The following is a 22,904-nucleotide window of genomic DNA, read 5'->3' as shown; positions in this document are numbered from 1 at the left end:
AAATGATCAGATCACAGGACTTGGAAAAGGTTCAACTAATTTAGGCAACAACGCCGTGTAAACCCAGTAAATAACAGTATGGTAAAGGATGTTTACTTTTACCTGCGAAATTTTTTATCTTCGAAAGGTAAAAAATGCTTTGAATTCACGTTTTTGGTGATTATGATGCGCGCCTTAAAGGTGTATAGCAACAGGTCTCAAATAGAACCAAGGTGGAGAAAAACAGACGTTGAACGCTAAAAAATCAGTAGGAAAGCCAGTAGTACAGCTAACTGGCATCAGTAAAAGTTTCGATGGTAAGGAAGTCATCGGCAATCTGGATTTAAACGTAAATCATGGTGAGTTTCTCACGATTTTAGGCCCATCAGGTTGTGGTAAAACAACCGTGCTAAGAATGATTGCGGGTTTTGAAACGGCAGATAGTGGTCAAATACTATTAGCTGAACAAAACGTAACCCAAGTTCCTGCTGAACAAAGGCATGTAAACACTGTATTCCAAAGCTATGCCCTATTCCCGCATATGACCGTTTTCGACAATGTGGCATTTGGCTTACGTATGCAGAAAGTTCCAAACAGCGAGATTGAACCTCGTGTAATGGATGCTTTGAAAATGGTGCGCCTAGAACAAATGGCACAACGAAAGCCACACCAGCTATCTGGTGGCCAACAGCAACGTATCGCAATCGCTCGTGCTGTCGTTAATAAGCCTAAAGTTCTTTTGTTGGATGAATCTCTATCTGCTCTGGATTACAAACTACGTAAACAGATGCAAATCGAGCTGAAACAATTACAACGCCAACTTGGTATCACGTTCATTTTTGTAACGCATGACCAAGAAGAGGCGCTGTCTATGTCTGACCGTATTATTGTTATGCGTGATGGCGTGATTGAACAAGACGGAACACCAAGAGAGATCTACGAAGAGCCTAAGAACCTATTTGTAGCGCGTTTCATTGGTGAAATTAACGTATTCGAAGCGACAGCGAAATCTCGTCAAGATGAAAAACGCATTGTTGCGACAATCGAAGGTGAAGAGTCCATTATCTATCACGATAAAGACGTAACACCGGGTCAAAAACTGCAAGTATTGCTTCGCCCTGAAGATCTTCGAATCGAAGAAATTAAAGAGTCAGAGCAACGCGGTATTGTTGGCCACATTGTCGAGCGAACCTATAAAGGCATGACATTAGATTCAGTCGTAGAACTTGAATCTGGTATGCGTGTCATGGTTAGCGAATTCTTCAACGAAGATGACCCTGATGTTGATCACTCACTGGGCCAAAAAGTTGCAGTAACTTGGGTTGAGAGCTGGGAAGTGGTATTAGAAGATGAGCAAGAAGTTTAATTTACAAAACGCAATTGTTGCTTTAATCACAGGTTGGTTAGTGTTGTTCGTGATGATTCCAAACATCATGATCATTGGTACTAGCTTCTTAACTCGTGATGAAGCGAACTTGATCGAGATGACCTTCACTCTCGATAACTACGTGCGTTTGGCTGACCCGCTGTATTTTAAAGTGTTGATGCACTCTTTCTATATGGCAATTGTCGCAACCCTACTTTGTTTGATTATTGGTTACCCATTCGCTTACATCGTGGCAAAAATGCCGGCGAAGTGGCGTCCAATCATGTTGTTCCTAGTGATAGTACCATTCTGGACGAACTCTTTGATTCGTACATACGGATTAAAAATTGTACTGGGTACGCAAGGTGTCTTGAACAAAAGCTTGTTAGCGTTAGATATCATTGATAAACCGCTACGTATCATGTACTCAGAAACCGCAGTAATGATCGGTTTAGTGTACATCCTACTTCCGTTTATGATTCTGCCGCTGTATTCAGCGATTGAAAAACTGGACGATACGTATTTAGAAGCGGCTAAAGATTTAGGTGCGAACAAACTGCAAACGCTATTGAAAGTGGTACTACCACTAACAATGCCGGGCATTATTGGCGGCTGTTTGTTAGTGCTACTGCCAGCGTTAGGTATGTTCTACATCTCTGACCTATTAGGCGGAGCTAAGAACCTATTGATTGGTAACGTGATTAAGAGCCAAGTGCTCAACGCTCGAGACTGGCCGTTTGGCGCAGCGACGAGTATCGCACTGACCATGGCAATGGCTGTGATGCTGTATGCCTACTACCGAGCAGGTAAGCTATTGAACAAGAAAGTGGAGCTAGACTAATGGGGCGCACAGTTAAGTTCAGCTTTATGGCGCTGGTATACGCCTTTCTATACCTACCTATTATCGTATTGATCGCTAACTCGTTTAATGCCAATAAGTTTGGTATGAAATGGGGTGGCTTCACCACTAAATGGTATGACGCGCTTATTAACAACGACAGCCTAATGCAGGCTGCGTGGCACTCGATCAACGTAGCGGTGTTCTCAGCAACAGCCGCAACGATTGTCGGGAGCCTTACAGCAGTAGCCCTATTCCGTTACCAATTTAAAGGTAAAGGCATCGTAAATGGCATGCTGTTCATCGTAATGATGTCTCCAGATATCGTAATGGCGATTTCGCTTCTTGCGCTATTCTTGGTAATGGGTGTTCAACTTGGGTTCTTTACCCTACTTGCTGCTCACATTACCTTCTGTCTACCGTTTGTTGTAGTAACGGTATACAGTCGCTTGAATGGCTTTGATGTGAAGATGCTAGAAGCCGCAAAAGACTTAGGTGCAAGTGAATGGACGATTCTAAAACAGATCATTCTGCCTCTTGCTAAGCCAGCGGTTGCTGCGGGTTGGTTATTGAGCTTCACTCTGTCTTTGGACGATGTAATCATTAGCTCTTTCGTAACCGGCCCAACGTACGAAATCTTACCACTGAAGATTTACTCAATGGTTAAAGTGGGTATCTCTCCTGAGGTAAACGCCCTAGCAACAGTGATGTTAGTGGTGTCGTTAATACTGGTGATCATTTCTCAGTCATTAGCGAGAGAAAAAATCAAGTAAGTCTCCTACTCTATATAGAGACTGGCTTGATTAAGAAGTTAAGAGACTTCAAGTTCAAAAAAAGTGTTAATCATAAACAGAATGGTAAATTGCCATTCTGTTTTTCTATCTACTGCCTTCGGGCAACGTTTAGTTTGGAGCTAACGTCAATGAAAAAATGGGCTACTCTATTAGCTGGTAGTGCATGTGCGCTTTCAATGTTATCTGCACCATCATTTGCAAAAGATAACAAAGAATTGGTATTCATGAATTGGGGACCTTACATCAACAGTGAGATTCTAGAACAGTTCACTGATGAAACTGGTATCAAGGTGATCTACTCGACTTACGAGTCGAACGAAACCCTGTACGCAAAGCTAAAAACACACAACAAAGGCTATGACCTAGTTGTGCCGTCGACTTACTTCGTATCTAAGATGCGTGACGAAGGTATGCTACAAAAGATCGACAAAACTAAGCTGAACAACTTCAAGAATCTAGATACTAACTATCTAGATAAGCCGTACGACCCAAGCAACGACTACTCTATTCCACACGTAGTTGCGATCACAGGTCTTGCTGTTAACACTGACATGTACGATCCAGAAGATTTCCAAAGCTGGGCTGATCTATGGAAGCCAGAGCTTGAAGGTCAACTGATGATGATGGACGACACTCGTGAAGTGTTCCACATCGCACTGCGTAAGTTAGGTTACTCTGGTAACACAACCAACGAAAAAGAGATCGACGAAGCGTACGCTGAGCTACAAAAGCTTATGCCAAACGTTCTAGTATTTAACTCAGACAACCCAGGCGCGCCTTACATGTCTGGTGAAGTGGGTCTTGGTATGCTGTGGAACGGTTCTGCTGCTGCAGCGCAAAACGAAGGTCTACCAATCAAACTGGTTTTCCCTAAAGAAGGCGGTATCGGTTGGGTTGATAACTTTGCGATTAGCTCTGGTGCGGTAAACGTAGAAGCAGCTCATAAGATGATTGATTTCCTACTTCGCCCTGAAATTGCTGAGCAAATTTCTCGTGACACAGGCTACCTAACGGCCGTTAAAGCGTCTAACGAGAAGTTCAAAGATAGCCCTGCGCTATTCCCATCGCAAGAAGACCTTGATCGTGTTGAATGGCAAGCTGCGGTTGGCGATAAGACAGTGAAGTACGAAGATTACTTCATGAAACTTAAAGCAGGTCAGTAATTTAGCTTATTATCTAACTGTGGCTAAGTAACCAGTTTACTTAACAGGTCAACGTAGATAATCAATAAGTTAAAAATAAGAATATCAATGAATAGGCAGCTTAGGCTGCCTATTTTATTATATCGCTGCTATAATATAGCGCGATTTTTCGAAATCCTTTACCTTGGGTTCACTACCCAGCTCCAAATCAAACAAATGAACGGAACAGTAATGAAAAAAACACTGTATACCGGCGCATTGTGTGCTGCTACTTTACTTTCTACACCCTCTTTCGCAGCTGACCAAGAACTGTATTTTTACAACTGGTCTGAATATATTCCAAATGAAGTACTAGAAGACTTCACAGAAGAAACGGGCATTAAAGTCTACTACTCAACTTATGAGTCTAACGAAAGCATGTACGCTAAGTTAAAAACTCAAGGTACGGGTTACGACTTAGTGGTTCCTTCTACTTACTTCGTTTCTAAGATGCGTAAAGAAGGCATGCTTCAAGAGCTTGATAAAACCAAGCTAAGCCACTTTGCAGATTTGGATCCAAATTACTTAGATAAGCCATTTGACCCAAATAACAACTACTCAATCCCATACATCTGGGGTGCGACGGGTATTGGTATCAACTCAGACATGCTAGACAAGTCTTCAGTTAAAAACTGGGGCGATCTGTGGGATACGCAGTGGGAAGGTCAACTGATGATGATGGATGACTCTCGTGAGGTTTTCCATATCGCTCTATCTAAACTGGGCTACTCTCCAAACACGACTAACCCTGAAGAAATCAAAGAAGCCTACGAAGAACTTCGTAAGCTAATGCCAAACGTATTGGTATTTAACTCAGATTTCCCAGCGAACCCTTACCTAGCAGGTGAAGTGTCTCTTGGTATGCTTTGGAATGGTTCTGCTTACATGGCACGCCAAGAAGGCGCAACGATTGACATTATCTGGCCAGAAAAAGGCGCTATCTTCTGGATGGACAGCCTAGCAATTCCAGCAGGCGCTAAGAACACTGAAGCGGCTCATAAGATGATCGACTTCCTTCTTCGCCCAGAGAACGCTGCGAAAATTGCTCTAGAGATCGGTTACCCGACACCAGTTAAAACCGCTTACCCTCTTCTTCCTAAAGAATTTGCTGAAGACAAGAACGTTTTCCCACCACAATCAGTGATGGATAGCGGTGTGTGGCAAGATGAAGTTGGTGAAGCGAGCGTTATTTATGACGAGTACTTCCAAAAACTTAAAGTAAACAACTAAGTTATTGTTAGTTAAGAAGTTAAGTAAATAAAGCGGCGTAAGCCGCTTTATTTTTTCAGATTCAGAAACTGATGTGTGTTATTAAAGACAAGGCTTAGGCCGTTAAAGAACCTTTCTCTGTACATAATAACTCGCCAACCAGTTTAGGCACCTCGATACTCGCCTTGCCGTAGCGCTTCTCTTCAAATTCACTTTCAACCGCACTTGGTTCGAGGTTTATCTCGATAGTATGTGCACCATGCATTTTCGCATCGTGAACAAAGCCTGCCGCTGGATAAATAACACCTGAAGTTCCGATAGAGATAAACAGATCCGCTTCTTCCAGTGCGGAATAAATGTCGCCCATTCTTAGTGGCATTTCGCCAAACCAAACAATATGTGGACGCATTTGTGCAGGGATTTGGCAGCAATGACAAAGTTCACCCGTTTCAATATCGCCTTTGTGCTCTACAACTTGATTGGATTCACTGCAACGCGCTTTTAAAAGTTCACCATGCATGTGAATAATGTTGTTGCTACCGCCTCTCTCGTGCAAATTGTCGATGTTTTGAGTAATGATGGTAACTTTGCCATCAAGCTTGTCTTCGAGCTCTCCTAGCGCCTTGTGGGCTGAATTGGGCTGAATGCTCTCACTTTGCAGGCCGTGACGACGCTTGTTATAGAAGGCTTGTACCAAGTCAGGATCTTTTGCGAACCCTTCAGGCGTCGCTACATCTTCGATTTTGTGGTTTTCCCATAGCCCGTCTTGTGCTCGGAATGTTTGTATCCCCGACTCTGCAGAGATGCCAGCGCCAGTAAGAATTACGATATTTCGATATGGGAAATGCATATAACGTCCTTTTAGATATGTCACTTTGTAACAGCTTAGCACTGTTCAAATTCCAACAATAGTTTTGGGGATTAGACCATAGTCTTAGGCAACTGAATTCATTGGCTATTTGTGACATAACTCGCTTGATAGTTGTGGTTGTTGTTACTCAAATTCTCTGTTTTGCTATCCATAGAAACAAAAAAGCGACCGAAGCCGCTTAGTTCTGTTCAACAGTTGTCTACTTGATGTGCTTTACCCCACCAAGTGAACAACGTTAGTCTTCGTTGATAGAAGAGATCTTATGGATAGAAAGATCCGCACCGTTGAATTCGTCTTCTTCACTTAAGCGTAGGCCTGTTAGTTTGCTCAACACACCGTATACGATTAACGCGCCGACGAAAGCAACAGCAACACCTGCGACTGTACCAGTCAACTGAGAAGCAAAGCTCACGCCGCCTAGACCCCAGAAAGCTTGTTGGCCGAAGATACCAGCAGCAACGCCACCCCAGGCACCACATACGCCGTGTAGAGGCCATACACCCAGTACATCATCGATCTGTGTTTTGTTTTGCATATAAGTAAATAGGTAAACAAACAGCGCACCTGCCACACCGCCCGTCACCAAAGCGCCAAGTGGGTGCATCAAATCTGAGCCCGCACAGATAGCGACGAGACCAGCCAAAGGACCATTGTGGATGAAGCCCGGGTCATTTTTACCTGCAATTAGAGCCGCAAGAATACCGCCAACCATGGCCATGAGAGAGTTCATTGCCACGAGACCGCTGATGCCATTGATCGCTTGAGCTGACATCACGTTAAAGCCAAACCAACCCACACATAAGATCCAAGAGCCTAGTGCTAAGAATGGGATATTCGATGGTGCGAAGTTGGTGTGTTTGCCTGCACGGATTCGACCTTTACGCATCCCTAAGAAGTAAACTGCGACCAAAGCAATCCAACCACCTACGCCGTGAACCACTACCGAGCCTGCGAAGTCATGGAACACGTAACCAAACTGACCTTCTAGCCAATCTTGGAATCCAAAGTTGCCGTTCCAAATGATGCCTTCAAAAAATGGATAGATGAAACCAACCGTAAACAGTGTCGCAATCAAAATTGGATAGAAACGAGCACGCTCTGCGATACCACCAGAAACAATCGCAGGAATTGCCGCTGCGAATGTCATTAGGAAGAAGAACTTAACCAGTTCATATCCGTTGCCTTGCGAAAGTGTTTCTGCGTCTGCAAAAAAGTGTGCACCGTAAGCAACCCAGTAACCGATAAAGAAGTAAGCAATGGCGGAGACACCAAAGTCAGAAAGGATCTTAACCAGCGCGTTGACTTGGTTCTTCTTTCGAACGGTACCGACTTCGAGAAACGCAAAGCCAGCGTGCATCAAGAAAACCATGATGGCGCCGAGTAATAGGAATAAAGTATCTGAACTTTGGGTAAGGGTTTGTACTGCACTATGAACTTGAGTCACCGTTTCACTCATTAAAGCATTCTCCTTCGCTTTATCTGATTTGCACTGATATCGTGCGATTCAATGTTGTAATTAATTAAAGACTCAACAGTGAACGCAAGATGCGTTCCAAGTGTGATGGGTAATTTTCGTGCAACAGCTTCTTTCTTTAAGTTATTGATTATTAATCTCTAAATATTTAGGTGCACTTTTATGGTTCTTAAAAACCAAAAAAAATCGCAACGACAATTGCACCAAATAAGGGAGTTGCACCATATTGAAGCGGTCAATAAGTAGGTTCTGATGCAGATAGCGGCTGACAACTATTTACGGTTCCGGGGACTTAAAAACAAAAAGCCCAGTTCAATGAATCACTGGGCCTTCTTTAGATATGTCATTAACGTCTCAGCGTTACAGGTTTGGTCCTGTCGACGGGTTTTGCGGTAGGTTTTGACTTAAACGCTGCATGCCTTGATACATACGGATAAACCAAACCACAATCGCAACACCACCGAACAACATGCCTACATACGGTATGTAGTAAGCGATGTCATCGATAATATGATTTTGATACCAGTAATCGTTCACACCGATCAACACGCCATTAGAGGTCGCTACTGTCACGATAAGTACAACAAAGAACGTCAAGTTCAAGAAGAACGAGCGAATCAAGCCGTAGTAATGGGTATCCACTACTTCGCCGTCTTCACCTTTATCTAAACGATAGCCCGCGTAGATGATGGCAACCACACCAGAGAGAAGACAAGTAAATGGCGTAAAGCAGCTTAGTATGTAAGCGACCCAAATACCTTTATGAGGTTTGTTCATTCTTATTCACCCCTTCCGTTTTCTCTGTTGCTGCGTTAGCGCTTTGTTCAACGCCGTTTTTCTCTTGTTCCATCACTTCTTTGTACCAAAGAGCATGGTGCTCTTTAGCCCAAGTCTCATCAACTTCGCCTGTTACCATGCCTTCTAGTGCCCCTTCCATACCGAACAAGCCGATGTAGATGTGGAACACGAAACCACAGATAAGGATCAAAGCAGCCAACATGTGGACTAGGTTTGAGAGCTCCATATCTCGACGGGTTTGACCGAAGATTGGGAAGTCTAAAACCAAGCCACTGATCGCAGCCACACTACCCATAACAATCAATAGCCAGAACAGTGCTTTTTCACCCGCGTTCGAAAACTCTGCAGATGGATGAGAACCTTTATGTTTCCCAACCATACCACCCAGTTTCATGAACCACTGTACATCGACCATCTTGAAAATAGACTTGCGCCACCACTTGATGAGAACAGCCATCAACAGCACATAGAAAATCGGGCCGATGTAGTTGTGGTATTGCTTCGCCAATAGAACGATGAAGCCCCAAAGGTCTGTTGGAATGTACGGCTTCAAGAAGTGCTTACCGTAAACCAACATCAAACCACTGAACGCCAGTGTTAAGAAGGTAAACGCCATACTCCAGTGCAAGGCACGGTCTAGTCGAGACCAACGTTTGATCTTACGGCCTGTTCTTGGCGCACTCAGCATTAATGGGCCAATCACAACGTACATTAGAGTAACGAAAGCAACACTGCCAAAGATAGCGACAGCACCGGCTGGTGACATCCACTTCTCTTTCAATATGTACCACGTTTGACCTGGGGTACTGATCAACACACCGTGCTCAGCCGATTGAGATGTGGTGTAACCTTCTTCACCGTTTCTTACTTGTCGCCAAAAATCAGCGCCAGCAAGTTGTGTGATTTCTCTTTCAGCAGAGCTCGATTGAGTTTGTGATGAGTTCGTCTCAGATGCATGACTCAAAGGAGACAGCATTGTTAGTGCTGCCAACATTGGCAGCACAACAAGGAAGAGACGCTTAAACATTGTAAGCATATGTCTCTCCTAACTAGCTCTTCATCGCATCGTAAGAAAGGTCATTGCCGTCTGTCCAGCCTGCACCCTTCGCACCACGTTCAACAACACGCTGGCGGAATACATCAGAGACTTTCTCTGCATCACCCGCTAGCAGTGCTTTGGTCGAACATAAAGAAGCACACATTGGTAGCTTGCCTTCAGCAATACGGTTCGCACCGTACTTCTGACGTTCTTCCACAGAACCTGGCTCTGTTTCTGGGCCGCCAGCACAGAAGGTACACTTGTCCATCTTACCGCGCTCACCAAAGGCTTCCTGTTTAGGAAATTGAGGTGCGCCAAACGGACAAGCAAACAAGCAGTAACCACAACCGATACACAGATCTTTATTGTGAAGTACGATGCCGTCTTCCGTATGTTCAAAACAGTCTGCCGGGCAAACTGCCATACAAGGGGCATCAGTACAGTGCATACACGCTACTGAGATAGAGTTTTCACCTGGTTCGCCATCGTTCAGTGTCACAACGCGACGACGTTGAATACCCCATTCCAGAGCATCATCATTTTCATTCTTACATGCAGTGACACAACCGTTACATTCGATACAACGCTTGGTGTCACAAAGAAATTTCATTCTAGCCATTTTAAGACTCCTTACGCTTTACGAATATTACAAAGGGTTACTTTCGTTTCCTGCATCAACGTGACAGGGTCGTAACCGTATGTGGTTGCTGTGTTAGCAGCTTCACCAATAACGTAAGGATCAGTGCCTTCTGGGTATTTAGAACGCAAATCTTCGCCTTGGAACTTACCACCGAAGTGGAATGGGATGAATGCCAGACCCGGTTTCACACGACGTGTAACCATCGCTTTCACCTTAATACGGCCCTTCTCTGCACCCTCAACCCAAACATCGTCACCGTCTTTAAAGCCGATGTCGTTTGCATCTTTCGGGTTCACTTCAACAAACATCTCTTGCTGTAGTTCTGCTAGCCAAGGGTTAGAACGGGTTTCTTCACCACCACCTTCGTACTCAACCAAACGACCAGAGGTCAGGATAATCGGGTATTCGCCAGATTTGTCTTGCTCTTGAATCGACTTGTAAAGCGTAGGAACACGGAAGATAGCTTCTTTGTCGTCCCACGTTGGGTAATCAGCAACTAGGTCGCGACGTGGCGTGTAAAGTGGCTCACGGTGCAGTGGTACACGGTCTGGGAATGTCCAAACAATCGCACGTGCTTTCGCATTACCAAATGGGATACAGCCGTGTTTAATTGCCACACGTTGGATACCACCTGAAACGTCAGTCTTCCAGTTTTTGCCTTCAGCAGCCGCTTTCTCTTCTGCAGTTAGATCATCCCACCAACCCAGTTGTTTCAGTAGTTTGTCACTGAACTCTGGGTAGCCGTCTTTGATCTCACAGCCTTTCGAGTAGCTGTCTTCTGCCAGTAGGCTTTGACCTTCAAACTCAACACCAAAACGAGTACGGAAGTTACCACCACCTTCAGCAACCGTCTTAGACGTATCGTAAAGGATGTGTGTACCCGGATGTTTCATTTCTGGCGTACCCCAACATGGCCAAGGTAGACCGTAAGTCTCGCCATTTGCTGGACCGCCTTCTGCTTCTAGAGACGTTTTGTGGAATGTGTGCCAATTCTGTTGGTGTTCTTTCAAACGCTCAGGGCTTTGGCCTGTGTAGCCGATTGTCCACATACCTTTGTTGAATTCACGTGTAATATCTTCAATCAGTGGTTGGTTGTTCTCAACACGGATGTTTTTGAACAGCTGATCAGAGAAACCAAGCTTCTTAGAAAGCAGGTACATGATTTCGTGGTCAGGTTTAGATTCGAATAGAGGATCAACAACCTTGTCACGCCACTGTAGAGAACGGTTTGACGCCGTTACACTGCCGTAGGTTTCAAACTGAGTCGTTGCTGGTAGCAGGTAAACGCCGTCGGTACGATCATTCATTACCGCTGCAACCGTTGGGTATGGGTCAACAATAACCATCATATCCAGCTTCTGCATCGCTTTTTTCATCTCTGGACCACGAGTCTGAGAGTTCACCGCGTGACCCCAGTAGAACATGGCACGGATGTTTTCGCGTTGGCGAATCTTGTCTTTGTCTTCAAGTACGCCATCAACCCAACGAGATACAGGAATACCTGCACTGTTCATTGGTTTTTGACCGCCGTATGCGTTGTCGTCGAAACGGCCTTTCACCCAGTCAAAGTCGATATCCCAAACTTTTGACCAGTGCCGCCAAGAACCTTCAGACAAGCCGTAGTAGCCTGGAAGTGTGTCTGACAGTACGCCAAGGTCAGTTGCGCCCTGTACGTTATCGTGACCACGGAAGATGTTTGCACCGCCGCCTGATTTACCGATGTTACCTAGCGCAAGCTCAAGTACACAGTAAGCGCGTGTGTTGTTGTTACCAGTCGTGTGCTGAGTACCACCCATACACCAAACGATACAACCCGGACGGTTTTCAGAAAGTAGTTTCGCGGTGTGGTATACGTCTTTTTCACTAACACCAGTTACGCGTTCAACTTCTGCTGGGTTCCACTTCGCGACTTCTTCACGGATCTCGTCCATGCCGAATACACGTTGTTTAATGAACTCTTTGTCTTCCCATTGGTTTGCAAAGACGTGCCATAACACACCCCAGATAAACGCAACGTCAGAACCTGGACGAAGAGAAACGTAGTGATCTGATTTCGCAGCAGTACGCGTACGACGAGGATCCGCAACAACGATCTTACAGTTGTTCTTCTCTTTCGCGATCAAGATGTGTTGCATCGCTACTGGGTGAGCTTCTGCTGAGTTTGAACCAATGAACAGCATCGATTTACAGTTGTGCATGTCATTGAACGAGTTTGTCATTGCACCGTAACCCCAAGTGTTCGCAACACCGGCTACTGTGGTTGAGTGACAAATACGTGCTTGGTGGTCAACGTTGTTGGTGCCCCAAAGCGAAGCCATCTTACGGAATGCATAAGCTTGCTCGTTACTGTGTTTCGCACTACCTAGGAAGTAAACTGAATCAGGGCCAGACTCTTTACGAAGTTCTAGCGCTTTGTTACCGATCTCTTCAATCGCTTGTTCCCAAGAAAGCTTCTTCCACTTACCGCCTTCCAATTTCATTGGGTACTTAAGACGACGTTCACCGTGGCCGTGCTCACGAAGTGCTGCACCTTTCGCACAGTGTCCACCAGCGTTGAATGGGTGATCGAATGCAGGCTCTTGACCTGTCCATACGCCATTTTGAACTTCAGCGTAGATACCACAACCCACAGAACAGTGAGAACAGATAGTACGTTTCACTTCTGTTTTCGCTTCTGGATCGACTGATTTAGCCTGTGCTTTCTTCATCATACCTGGTGCAAATAGACTTGCGCCTACCACTGCGCCACCAGCAGCTAATGAAGTGTTTTTCATGAAGGCACGTCGAGACACACCTAGCTGATTGGTTTCTTTGCTCACACTATCGGAGCGTTTGACAAGTTTCATCCGTTATCTCCTAAAGTGTGTCGTAGTAATCGCGAATGTGTTGCGTCTCACGATACCCTGTCTTCTTCACGTCTTCTTTCGAAATTTCAACAGTTTCTGAAGCGGTTGCCACTTTAGTTGTACCAGCGACAACGGCACCAGCAACGGCTGCAGTCGTCAAGCCTTTGAGTAGATCCCTACGGCTTGTATTTATATCTTTATTATCTTTCATCATTGCTTCCTTACCTTACGGTAGATCTTTTTTTGGAGGCTTAATGCCCCTCTATCGATATAATCGCGTACTGCTCGATTACTCGTAATCAGTGACGTTTTTCACATCAATCTTTAATTTGTGCTTACTGCTTTTTGTATTCAGGCTAAAACGCACTTGTTCTAACGTTAAGAATGCTTCACACAGTTGAGCGGCCGATTTGTAGAAGTTCGCGCTTTCTGCCCCTTCAAGCTGACGCGTGAAAGAGTTAAACCAAGGGCCAAGGTGCTTATTGAATACCGCCTGTTGCAGTGCTTCTTCTTCAGCCGTTAGCATCGCCATCACTTCACACAGTGCTGCGATATGATCTTCCGGCTCTTTCACTTGATCGTCACGCTCAATGCCTAAAAGCTCTAAGTCATGACGAATCTCTGCCAATGGTTTTTCCATCATGGCGCCAGTGCGATGCCAAGAACCAAATGGAACGACTTCTCCACGCCCAATACCGATGAACAAATCTTGATATTCGTCTTCAAGAGCTTCACGGTTTGATTCTGTTGCCGCTTGTTGAATGGCAATCCAAGCCTTTTGCATTGCGCTTTCAGACGCTTCAATATCGAGTGTTTTTAGAAAGTCGATCACCTCTTCAGAAGGTGCGCTGCGAAACAGTGCGGATAGAACCAAATAGATCTCAGTTCTTAGTGTCTGTTCTTGTGCCTGATCCAAATTCGTTTCCAAGGCTAACTCCTAGTATTTCAATTGTTTCAATGGGTCTTGAGCCATTGAATCGAACATATCCACCACACGGCAGTCTTCACACATAGCAATACGATTAATCGCTGCTTCATCTGAAAAGTGAGAGTGACCGCGTAACTTGTTCTGTAACATGTCAATCATAGACTGAGGTGCGAATGGCTTATGACAACGAATACATTCCGCTGCTTTCTCTTCATGAATTACAACAGCCTTCTGACGCTCTTCTTTAACCCAATTCATGCGAGGCGTTAGAGTCAGAACATTTTCAGGACATGCTTTTTCACACAAGCCACATTGAATACAGTCTTGTTCTACAAACTTAAGTGATGGAGACGCGCCGTCGGTATGCAGAGCACGTGTTGGACACACCGCCACACAACTCATACACAAAGTACAATCTTTGCTTTCACATGAAACCGTGCCGTATGGTGCATTCGAAGGAAGCTCAACAATGTTCTCAACTGGAATACGAGATGAAGACATCGCATCAAGTGCTGTGAACAAACGTTGACGCTTATTGCCTTGAAGATCGCCAAGTGCAAGGTCAAACGAATCCACACACAATGTCGGAGGACCTTCGCGAAGCGATTCTAGATAAAGGATATCAATGGTTTCTTTTGGAATACCGATTTGGTCAAGAAGCTCTTGAGCGATCCCGACTTCGTTATTCAGAACACGAATGATGGTTTCTGGCATAAAGCGAGAAGCCGCAAACAGAACCTGAGTCGCGCCATTAACCAAAGCTGCAAACCACGTATCGATACCAATAGAAGGCAGTTCTTCGACGACAACCGGAATCACGTTATCCGGCAGAGCTTTAAGCGCCATTACATTGTAGGTTTCATGACGTGAGCTACAGATAAGCACGATAGGATCCAGACCGCCCGCTTGCTCATAGTTAGCTAGCGTACGTTCAATGAACTTTTGAGTATCGTCAGGATTTGGAAGCGCATAGGTAATCGCTTCTGTAGGACAGCTTGTTGCACAAGTCCCAACGCCTTGACATAGATAGGGGTTAATCTCGATCTTGTGACCTGTTTTATCTGAACCTTCACTCGACAGTGCGCCAGCAGGACAAGCGTCAACACAACGCTCACAGCCTTTAACGCCACGTGAACTGTGTGCGCAAAGATCTGTGTCTAAACGGAAGAATTTAGGCTTATCAAACGTGCCCATTAACGTTGGAATCTCTTCTAATGCTTCAGCCAGCTTTGGATAGCCGCGGCCTACTGGGTAATAACCCGGTACAGGGACTTCTTCTGTCATGCAGCTATTCAGACATAAGTCCAGAACAACATCGAAACAATCGTGATTAATCGCGACTTTCGCCAGATTGCTTGATGTGCCTTTACTTTCGATCACGATTTCAAACGTACCAAGGAAACCGGATACTTGAACCGAATTCGCGAAGTACAGTTCCGGGTTTGTGCCCTTCTCGCCGTCTGTTGACAATAAGGTTAGGCTTGTTAACTGAGGTAATTGCGCCGCAGCACTTTCAATGATCGCAGTTGGACCAATAACAAGTGTATTACCGCCGCTTTCGTAGCTAACAGTAGGTGGAATCAGATTTGTTAACTCAACTGTATTTTCAAATGCATACAGTCTTGCTTTAGCGTTATTTGAATTTGCTTGTTCTAATAATTGTTTAAGCATTGCTCAGTTCCATCTTTGGACATGGATAATCTGTTCAACCTTTATTGTAGTAAGCGAGAGAGAACTTGCTGACTAATCCGTTAACAACTAACCCTTTAGCCAGTGTGTCGTTCGTCAGACCGTGAACTCATCTATCTACAAAAAAGTTGATAATGAACGTTATTATGCAAATGCCATGCCAATTCAATATGCCTTATATGTCAGTGATTTAATCCTATATAACGTTTATTGTGCGTATAAAAAAACCGCTTGGGACATTTTGTCGCAAGCGGTTCATTGAGTGTTTAGTCAAAATGTACCTACTCTTTGTGTGGTATATTTTGTCCCATTTTTTTCAGGTCAGCTTCGTCTGATATTGCAGCGCCAATATCGGACACTGTGTTTTTATACAGTTCTTTTTCTTCTTCGGCTATTTCGGCACTTTCTGACGTTTCAAGTTCATTGTCAGAGACCTCAAGATCGCTTTCAGAATTTTCTAAAACTTCACCTTCGTCTTTATTATCAATGATTTGCTCTTCTTCTGGCGCAGTTTCTTCTTCCGTTTTGTCTTTAACCCAATCACGCAAGGTTTCCGCAACCCCTTCAGAAAGAGACTTCAAATTACTGTAATCGTCGTCGTAATCATCTAAACCATCACGAACGTTGAATTCTTCTGAGAGGAATAATTTACGCAATGCCGCTTTTTTTACGCTTTCTGAAGCTTCTGACACCAATAATTGAGCAACAGACAAGTCTTCAGTCGTTTCTGATGCTATCTCCTGAGAGTCAATAGTTTGAGAATCGACAGCGTGTTCTGGAGACTCTTTTTCCAAAGTTCCACGTTCTAGTGACTCCGATGTTTCTGCGTCTATAGATGAAGCAGCAGACGAAGCCTCAGTGGAAGTAAGCTCAGTTTCCTCAAGCGTTTGTTGCGCTTCTAAAGGTTGGTCGGTTGATTCATCAAGCTTTCGTTGAGACCAACGGCTAAAAAAGTTAGTTGCCATTAGAACGACCTGCCCCTTTGCGCTTCTTACGTCTTGCTTCTAATAACTCACCATGACGACCGATGAACGCTTCCATCCAAGCTTGTACAGGTAACGGAATGTCGTATGAAAGGACTTGGTTGTCACCGTCCATGTATTGCCCTGCAACGGTTTGTGATGCTGTAAGTAACTGAATGACGGGCTTAACGCCTGAATCGACATTATCCATCACTAAGAAAAGCTTAGGTTGCTGAGAGCTTAGGTTGAAACGATAGTCTGTACGCTCGTCTTTGTGCAACTGAAGCGAACATACGTCTGGGGTTTCATGTTCAGGTGATAATTCAAAACCGATGAGTTCCCATTGAGTTGTTACCCAAATGCCAGTTTTGATCTCTTTCTCTATTCTTTGGACACCTATTGGCCAAGCTGATTCTGTTTTTTCGTAGTGTTCTTGGAATTCTTTTATCTCAGACATACTGCACCCAATTGATTTTCTTTATTCTGATCGTACGTAGGACATTTTGTACTTCGCATAATCATATACCCTCTACAAAGCAATAAACACGCCAATACATTTTAAGTCCTGCTCCGTCTTTAGTGCGTTTGTCGTAAAGTTACCCCTATAACGTTAGTCGATCGCGCTGGTTTGAGACAGTTAGTCTCGGTGAACTCTCATATTTTGCGCTATTTTAATCGAATGCTTCATGTTTTCTCGAATAGCCGCTATTTTGGAATGAGAATTGCTAAATGCTTGAGTTAAAGCTAAGACTGACTAAGTGACAGAGAACGCATGTATTCTAAAGAGTCGTATGATGACTCTTGCCTAACTTCTTATCCCTTATAATCGCTATCTCATTAAGTAGGACGTGACTGTGGTAAAACCAAACATAATAAAAACCAGTGAAAACCCACTTCAGACCATCGAAGTTGAAGTGTTTGATGAATATGGCGAAAAGCTAACGAAACAAATTGCGTGCGAGCGCCCTCTTACCGTTATGTTGAACTGGAAAGAGATCGTAACTCTAATGACATTGGGTTCACGCCCGGAAGCATTAGTCTTGGGTTATTTGAAAAACCAAAGCTTCCTTTCTGATCCAGAAGCCGTTGAATCAATCATCATCGACTGGGAAACCAGCTCAGCAGCGGTTATCACCAAAGAAGATACGAGCCAACTTGAGCAAGCGCTTAAGAAGAAGACAGTTACCTCTGGCTGTGGCCAAGGTACCATGTATGGCAACGTGATGAAGCAATTGGAAGATTACCAAGTGCCTCAAACCAAGATTAAGCAATCTGAAATCTATACGGCTCTAGAAGCGCTGACTCATTATAACGACACCTACAAGAAAGCGGGTGCGGTTCATGGCTGTGCTGTTTGCAAAGACGACAAGGTTCTATCGTTTGTTGAAGATGTTGGCCGACACAATGCCGTTGATACATTGGCTGGTGAGATGTGGCTTAACAAAGAGACAGGTGAAGATAAGATCTTCTACACCACAGGCCGTTTAACGTCTGAGATGGTGATTAAGGTTGCGCAGATGGGAATCCCTGTTCTACTGTCACGCTCTGGCGTTACACAAATGGGCTTAGATTTAGCGCAGAAGTTCGGCATCACTACGATTGCTCGCGCTAAAGGTTTACGCTTCCAAGTGTTCACGGGTGCAGACAAGATTGACTTTGATGTGAAAGGTGAATAATCAGCAGTCGGAAAAAAGCGTAGGTTTGATTGGTGATTCACTAACCGCTTCTAATTGTAAAGTTCTGATGTAAATAGTTAGTGACCCATCAAGGATAAATACATAGAAACTTAGCTAGATACAAAAACGCCGTCATGCTTTTTAGTATGACGGCGTTTTTAATTTTCAATTTATAGCTTAATTTCCAACGCATAGAGTTGAAAACTAAGGCTAACTTAAAGCTTAGCCGCGTGCTTTCAAGAACTCAGCGTAAGTACCGCGGAAATCGTTGATCTTGCCATCTTTGATTTCAAGGATACGAGTTGCAAGCGAGTCTACGAATACACGGTCGTGAGATACGAAGAACAATGTGCCTTTGTAGTTCTCAAGAGCCAAGTTAAGCGCTTCGATAGATTCCATATCCATGTGGTTTGTTGGCTCATCCATTAGCAGGATGTTTGGTTTATGCATCATGATCTTACCAAGAAGCATACGACCTTGCTCACCACCAGAGATAACCTTTACAGATTTCTTAATGTCGTCTTGACCAAATAGCATACGACCTAGGAAGCCACGAACAACTTGCTCGTCTTCGCCTTCTTGGCGCCATTGGCTCATCCAATCAAACAAGTTCATGTCTGTCTCGAAATCGTGTGCGTGATCTTGAGCGTAGTAACCGATGTTTGAGTTTTCAGACCACTTGTACTCACCTGTGCGAGGCTCAAGAGCGCCAGCTAGTGTGTTAAGTAGTGTTGTTTTACCCACACCGTTCTCACCGATGATAGCAACACGCTCACCTACTTCGAAAATACCGTCGAACTTGTTGTATAGGTCTTCTTCAAAACCTTGAGATAGGTTTTCAACCACAAGTGCGTTACGGAATAGCTCTTTAGACTGTTCGAAACGGATGAATGGGTTTTGACGGCTAGACGCTTTAACTTCGTCTAGTTGGATCTTATCGATCTGCTTAGCACGTGACGTTGCTTGCTTCGCTTTAGATGCGTTAGCAGAGAAACGAGATACGAACGTTTGAAGTTCAGCAATTTGTGCTTTCTTCTTAGCGTTGTCAGACAGTAGACGCTCACGAGCTTGAGTCGCAGCCGTCATGTACTCATCGTAGTTACCTGGGAATAGACGAAGTTCGCCGTAATCAAGGTCAGCCATGTGTGTACAAACAGAGTTTAGGAAGTGACGGTCGTGCGAAATGATGATCATTGTGCAGTTACGTTGGTTTAGCGTGTCTTCCAACCACTTGATGGTGTCCATGTCCAGGTTGTTCGTTGGTTCGTCAAGAAGCATGATATGCGGGTCTGCAAACAGTACTTGAGACAATAGAACACGAAGTTTCCAACCCGGTGCTACTTCGCTCATCAGACCGAAGTGCATTGATTCTTCAATACCTACCGCTAGAAGAAGCTCACCAGCTTTAGCTTCTGCCATGTAACCGTCCATTTCAGCGAACTGAACTTCAAGGTCAGCCACTTTCATGCCGTCTTCTTCGCTCATTTCTGGCAAAGAGTAAATGCGGTCACGCTCTTGCTTAATAGCCCAAAGCTCTTTGTGACCCATGATAACCGTGTCGATTACCGTGAATTCTTCGTAAGCAAACTGGTCTTGGTTTAGCTTAGCAACGCGCTCGTTTGGATCGTAGCTTACGTTACCAGCACTTGGCTCAAGTTCACCAGATAGGATCTTCATGAACGTCGATTTACCACAGCCATTCGCGCCGATTAAACCGTAGCGGTTGCCTTCGCCGAACTTAACTGAAATATTTTCGAAAAGTGGCTTAGCGCCGAATTGTTGGGTGATATTTGCTGTGGAGATCAATGCCATTACCTTTTTAATGTGAAAAACGCCGCAACGTTACTTGTTCAGGGCTTTAACTGCAAGTATTGATTGCAATTACTGGCCATTAAGTGAGTGATAACCTAGCCAAATCATAGTTTGAACTGACTCACATTTTTGGTTTTCTATTTATCGCCGTAAAACCGTCGATTTTAAGGAAAAACAAAATATCGAACAGCGCACCATAATGGGCGGTATATAACGTCCCAAATCATGCCAACCATTGAATATATCGTATGCTGATTGGTCACAGTAAAAGCCAACCCGATCAACGCAACAGAAGACATAATAAAGATGCTCAAATACTAGCCTAATCCCTGACAATTTCATGACAAAATCGCTCGAAACAGGAATAAAGTACTCGCCCCCGACACGGGGTTGGATTTCACAAAGTCAGATTATCTAACTATAGTAATCCTAACCTCATAATTCTAAGAGACTTTTATGTGTTCACTATCGCGCTTCTTAATCCTCACTTTGGCCATTCTCTCTTGGCCTAGTCATGCCAACTTGGAATATGACTTACAATCTCAGCCGCAGGTATCCGATTCTGCTGTTGATCTCGATGATCGAATTGATTCGTTACCCGACCCCCTCTTTATGGAACCGTCGGACAGACGCCAAGTCAATATATTGCTCGCTGAAGTGCTACAAGTTCAAAAGCAGGAAATCAAAACCTTCGAGCAACAGATAAAAGCCTACAGAGCGAACAACGACGCCGATCAATGGTTTGCCGTTCAAACCAGTTACGTCACTTTGAATAGCTTGAATGTGAGCAAGCAACACCTGTTAGAGCAGACGAATTCCGCTAATAAAGAGCGCCTAACCGGTTTTGGCCCCTACGGCGTAACTCAATTTAAGCAAGAGTGGGAATTAACCAAGCTCAACATTGAGTATCTTGTTTACTTCCAAATTCGTAGCTTTAAAGCGCTCGTTAAAGACATCTTTATTTCGCCAGTGCCTGTGATTGGTGCATCGTTAAAAGTGTTGTTTATCTATTTTGGTTTAGCGTGGTGGCTTGCCAATAGCACTCGTTTGATTGAGTTGTTAAGAATTAATTTTCTTGAAGCGAAAACGAACCCTCCATTTTTAGTACGTGTGATCTGGTACATCAGCCGCGCTGATCGTGCGATTGCTTGGTTAATTGCGATTACGCTTTCTCTAAGAGTGCTCTCCAGCATCCCTAGCCTGCAACACCTGATTTTCCTTGAGATCTTCACTTGGTGGATTCTAGGTGGTTCGATTGCTATCAGCTTTATTTTGGAATTTGCGTATCGTTTGGGCCGCACATCTAATCAAGAAGTGATTGCGCTGCGCCTATCGACCATTCGCCGTTATGTTTGGAGCTTCATTGTTGCGGGTGTGACTTTGCAAATATCGAGTATCACGCTAGGCAAAGGCACTATCTATAGCTGGATCTACAGCGCCCTATTTTTCTGGTTTGTACTGGTTACCATTTCAGTGCTTAGATTATGGCGTGCGAAAGTCTTCGATACGCTGCAACACATCTCTGATCGTCCGGTATGGGGGAACTGGGCAGTAAACCGCAAGGATACCTTCTTACTTAATATATTGGCGACGGCCATTGGCATCGTATGGTTGAGTGTTTACAACTTCCAACACCGCATCATGGCCTTACTGTCTAATTACACACTGTTTAGCCAAGCTTTGGCGTACCTGTTTAGAATTGAAGTGGCTAAGCAGTCTGACCTTGACAAGAATCAGCAAAACTTGGTTCGAATCAAAGGCGATCAAACCTATGAATACATTCTTCCGGGTAATATCGACAGCACGCTGATTGATTACGCCGGTGATGAGGTTAAGCAACTGTCTCGCTACTTGATGTCAGACAGCCCTGCTATCTGTATTGTTTCAGGTGAACGTGGTGTGGGCGCAACAACGCTGCTTTATACACTGCTGCACAAAGTCTCTAACGCTGAACCTGTCTACGTAAGTTGCCCTTACGCTGGTTATCAAGAGCTGTTAGCGCATCTAGCGGTGAGCATCGGCTTGGAAGAAAAAGCGACTGAGATTCAGATCTTGGCTCACCTTCGTAAAAGCAAGACCACGTACTTGATTGCGATCGATAATGCACAACGTCTAGTTAAGCCAATGGTTGGCGGATTGTCTGATCTGATACGTTTAACCAATCTACTGCGTCGTTCTAAAAAGAACCACCGTGTCGTGATATCGATCGCCAAATCAAGCTGGCGGTTTGTCGATCGAGCGCGTGGCGAACGTTTGCTGTTTGACTTGGTGTGTTTCCTTCCGCGTTGGACAGAGAAACAAGTCGGTGAGCTTCTAAATAGCCGTATTAATACGGAGCTTGAGAAGCCGTTATCGTTTGATGGTTTGGTGGTGCCTAAACAGTGGGACCAAGATGACATGAGCGAGGAAGATCGCGCACGCCAAGGCTTCTACCGAATCTTGTGGCATTACTCTGATGGTAACCCTACCGTTGCGTTGCGCTTCTTCCGACTCTCATTGAATCGAAACAAAGATACCGATCAAGCCGTGGTGCGCTTGTTCCATGTTCCAGAAGCACAAGAACTAGAAAACATGCCAAAACCTATGCTGGCTGTGCTTCGTTCTATCGTGCAGTTGGAAATCGCGTCTCCGGAAGTCTTGTCTGATTGTACGCAGCTAAGCACGGCTGAGATAACCGGCATTCTGCGTTACTTTGAAAGCCGTGGTTATATTGGTTGGCATGAAGAAAAGGCTCGAATTTCCGAGCACTGGTTCCGCCACATTACTAACGTTCTCGACCGTCAACATCTACTGGTGAAGTAA

At 44.5% G+C, this 22,904-nt stretch carries 19 protein-coding genes; 7 read left to right on the top strand and 12 right to left on the bottom strand.

Going from position 1 to position 22,904, the window contains the following annotated elements; translation table 11 throughout:
* Nucleotides 1–229 precede the first annotated feature (229 nt).
* From potA to ACED46_RS15890, 5 genes are all read left to right on the top strand, one after another.
* Nucleotides 230–1,345, top strand: coding sequence for a spermidine/putrescine ABC transporter ATP-binding protein PotA (gene potA / locus ACED46_RS15910; RefSeq protein ID WP_017059631.1), 1,116 nt, complete (start codon nt 230–232; stop codon nt 1,343–1,345).
* Nucleotides 1,329–2,186 (top strand): spermidine/putrescine ABC transporter permease PotB, encoded by an 858-nt coding sequence (gene potB / locus ACED46_RS15905; RefSeq protein ID WP_017059630.1) that lies wholly within the window; start codon nt 1,329–1,331, stop codon nt 2,184–2,186. Before potA ends, potB begins: the two co-directional genes overlap by 17 nt.
* Nucleotides 2,186–2,956, top strand: a complete 771-nt coding sequence (potC, locus tag ACED46_RS15900; protein ID WP_017059629.1) for a spermidine/putrescine ABC transporter permease PotC — start codon at nt 2,186–2,188, stop codon at nt 2,954–2,956. The genes potB and potC overlap by 1 nt, the downstream gene beginning before the upstream one ends.
* A 149-nt stretch (nt 2,957–3,105) precedes the next feature.
* Nucleotides 3,106–4,140, top strand: coding sequence for an extracellular solute-binding protein (locus tag ACED46_RS15895; RefSeq protein ID WP_017059628.1), 1,035 nt, complete (start codon nt 3,106–3,108; stop codon nt 4,138–4,140).
* Nucleotides 4,141–4,350: 210 nt separating this feature from the next.
* Nucleotides 4,351–5,388, top strand: coding sequence for an extracellular solute-binding protein (locus ACED46_RS15890; RefSeq protein WP_371721883.1), 1,038 nt, complete (start codon nt 4,351–4,353; stop codon nt 5,386–5,388).
* A 94-nt stretch (nt 5,389–5,482) separates the two neighbouring features.
* Here the strand turns inward: ACED46_RS15890 and cobB are convergent, their stop codons facing one another.
* The 11 genes from cobB to ACED46_RS15835 all read right to left on the bottom strand — a co-directional run bounded on the left by cobB (nt 5,483) and on the right by ACED46_RS15835 (nt 17,071).
* Nucleotides 5,483–6,217 carry a Sir2 family NAD+-dependent deacetylase gene (gene cobB / locus ACED46_RS15885; protein WP_371721882.1) on the bottom strand — a complete coding sequence of 245 codons (735 nt, stop codon included), beginning with the start codon at nt 6,215–6,217 and terminating at the stop codon, nt 5,483–5,485.
* 256 nt (nt 6,218–6,473) lie between these two features.
* Complete coding sequence (locus tag ACED46_RS15880; RefSeq protein ID WP_371721881.1) at nt 6,474–7,694, bottom strand: ammonium transporter; 1,221 nt, start codon at nt 7,692–7,694, stop codon at nt 6,474–6,476.
* Between the two features lie 378 nt (nt 7,695–8,072).
* A complete protein-coding gene (locus ACED46_RS15875) occupies nt 8,073–8,489 on the bottom strand; it encodes a hypothetical protein (protein ID WP_048658737.1) in 417 nt (138 codons plus the stop codon).
* Nucleotides 8,473–9,546 carry a formate dehydrogenase subunit gamma gene (locus tag ACED46_RS15870; RefSeq protein WP_371721880.1) on the bottom strand — a complete coding sequence of 358 codons (1,074 nt, stop codon included), beginning with the start codon at nt 9,544–9,546 and terminating at the stop codon, nt 8,473–8,475. The genes ACED46_RS15875 and ACED46_RS15870 overlap by 17 nt, the downstream gene beginning before the upstream one ends.
* Nucleotides 9,547–9,559: 13 nt before the next feature.
* Nucleotides 9,560–10,168, bottom strand: a complete 609-nt coding sequence (fdh3B, locus tag ACED46_RS15865; RefSeq protein ID WP_004733723.1) for a formate dehydrogenase FDH3 subunit beta — start codon at nt 10,166–10,168, stop codon at nt 9,560–9,562.
* A gap of 11 nt (nt 10,169–10,179) precedes the next feature.
* Entirely contained in the window at nt 10,180–13,035 is a 2,856-nt protein-coding gene (locus ACED46_RS15860) for a formate dehydrogenase subunit alpha (protein WP_371721879.1), read from the bottom strand.
* 10 nt (nt 13,036–13,045) lie between these two features.
* Nucleotides 13,046–13,246, bottom strand: coding sequence for a twin-arginine translocation signal domain-containing protein (locus ACED46_RS15855; protein ID WP_008217926.1), 201 nt, complete (start codon nt 13,244–13,246; stop codon nt 13,046–13,048).
* A 78-nt stretch (nt 13,247–13,324) separates the two neighbouring features.
* Entirely contained in the window at nt 13,325–13,963 is a 639-nt protein-coding gene (locus tag ACED46_RS15850) for a molecular chaperone (protein ID WP_371721878.1), read from the bottom strand.
* 9 nt (nt 13,964–13,972) lie between these two features.
* Nucleotides 13,973–15,634 carry a 4Fe-4S dicluster domain-containing protein gene (locus tag ACED46_RS15845; RefSeq protein ID WP_371721877.1) on the bottom strand — a complete coding sequence of 554 codons (1,662 nt, stop codon included), beginning with the start codon at nt 15,632–15,634 and terminating at the stop codon, nt 13,973–13,975.
* 299 nt (nt 15,635–15,933) lie between these two features.
* Nucleotides 15,934–16,617 (bottom strand): DUF3306 domain-containing protein, encoded by a 684-nt coding sequence (locus ACED46_RS15840; protein WP_371721876.1) that lies wholly within the window; start codon nt 16,615–16,617, stop codon nt 15,934–15,936.
* Nucleotides 16,607–17,071 carry a DUF3305 domain-containing protein gene (locus ACED46_RS15835; RefSeq protein ID WP_136974282.1) on the bottom strand — a complete coding sequence of 155 codons (465 nt, stop codon included), beginning with the start codon at nt 17,069–17,071 and terminating at the stop codon, nt 16,607–16,609. The genes ACED46_RS15840 and ACED46_RS15835 overlap by 11 nt, the downstream gene beginning before the upstream one ends.
* Before the next feature lie 397 nt (nt 17,072–17,468).
* On the opposite strand from ACED46_RS15835, the gene ACED46_RS15830 reads away from it, so the two are divergent.
* Complete coding sequence (locus ACED46_RS15830; protein WP_017068189.1) at nt 17,469–18,290, top strand: formate dehydrogenase accessory sulfurtransferase FdhD; 822 nt, start codon at nt 17,469–17,471, stop codon at nt 18,288–18,290.
* A 222-nt stretch (nt 18,291–18,512) separates the two neighbouring features.
* Here ACED46_RS15830 and ACED46_RS15825 read toward each other — a convergent pair whose 3' ends face one another.
* Nucleotides 18,513–20,096 (bottom strand): ABC-F family ATPase, encoded by a 1,584-nt coding sequence (locus ACED46_RS15825; protein ID WP_009846736.1) that lies wholly within the window; start codon nt 20,094–20,096, stop codon nt 18,513–18,515.
* A 462-nt stretch (nt 20,097–20,558) separates the two neighbouring features.
* Between ACED46_RS15825 and ACED46_RS15820 the strand changes: the two genes are divergently transcribed.
* Entirely contained in the window at nt 20,559–22,904 is a 2,346-nt protein-coding gene (locus ACED46_RS15820; RefSeq protein ID WP_371721875.1) for an ATP-binding protein, read from the top strand.

The sequence above is a fragment of the Vibrio sp. 1S139 genome (assembly GCF_041439475.1).
In the GTDB taxonomy this organism is placed as follows: domain Bacteria; phylum Pseudomonadota; class Gammaproteobacteria; order Enterobacterales; family Vibrionaceae; genus Vibrio; species Vibrio crassostreae_C.
This window is presented reverse-complemented; position numbering and strand designations above follow the sequence as displayed.